Source organism: Streptomyces yokosukanensis (assembly GCF_001514035.1).
Lineage (GTDB): Bacteria > Actinomycetota > Actinomycetes > Streptomycetales > Streptomycetaceae > Streptomyces > Streptomyces yokosukanensis.
This window is the reverse complement of the sequence record NZ_KQ948294.1, coordinates 1-844: the sequence shown is the minus strand read 5'-3', so window position 1 is coordinate 844 and position 844 is coordinate 1. Positions and strand designations below refer to the sequence as shown.

Here is an 844-nt window from a genome sequence, read left to right as displayed (position 1 = left end):
TTCGGGCTGGAGGGTCCGGCGGTCACGGTCGATACGGCGTGCTCGTCGTCGTTGGTGGCGCTGCACTGGGCGATCCAGGCGTTGCGCAACGGCGAGTGCGACATGGCTCTCGCGGGCGGTGTCGCGATCATGGCCACGCCGGAAACCTTCGTCGACTTCAGCCGTCAGCGTGGTCTGGCCGCGGACGGCCGGTGCAAGTCTTTCGCGGACGCGGCGGACGGTACGGGCTGGGCCGAGGGCGCGGGCATGCTGCTCGTCGAGCGCCAGTCCGACGCCCTGCGCCACGGCCATCCGGTCCTGGCCGTGGTGCGTGGCTCGGCGATCAACCAGGACGGTGCCAGCAATGGTCTGACTGCCCCGAACGGTCCCTCGCAGCAGCGGGTGATCCGTGAGGCCCTGGTCGGTGCGGGTCTGTCGGCTGCGGATGTGGATGCGGTGGAGGCGCACGGTACGGGTACGCGGCTGGGTGACCCGATCGAGGCGCAGGCGCTGCTGGCGACGTACGGGCAGGACCGGTTGGGCGGTCAGCCGTTGCTGCTGGGGTCGATCAAGTCGAACATCGGTCATACGCAGGCTGCGGCCGGTGTGGCGGGTGTGATCAAGATGATCATGGCGATGCGGCACGGGGTGCTGCCCAAGACCCTTCACGTGGATGCGCCGTCGGCGCAGATCGACTGGGAGGCGGGCGAGGTCAGTCTGCTGACGGAGTCGGTGGCCTGGCCGGAGACGGGCCGGGCGCGGCGTGCGGGTATCTCCTCGTTCGGTATCAGCGGCACCAACGCGCACACGATCATCGAGCAGCCGCCGGCCGCACCGACGGTGGTCCAGCAGAACGAGACGTCCG

General features: G+C 69.8%; 1 protein-coding gene. It reads left to right on the top strand.

The features are described from left to right. Window positions 1-844: beta-ketoacyl synthase N-terminal-like domain-containing protein (locus AQI95_RS44255; RefSeq protein WP_167362016.1), on the top strand; the 844-nt coding region annotated here is incomplete at both ends.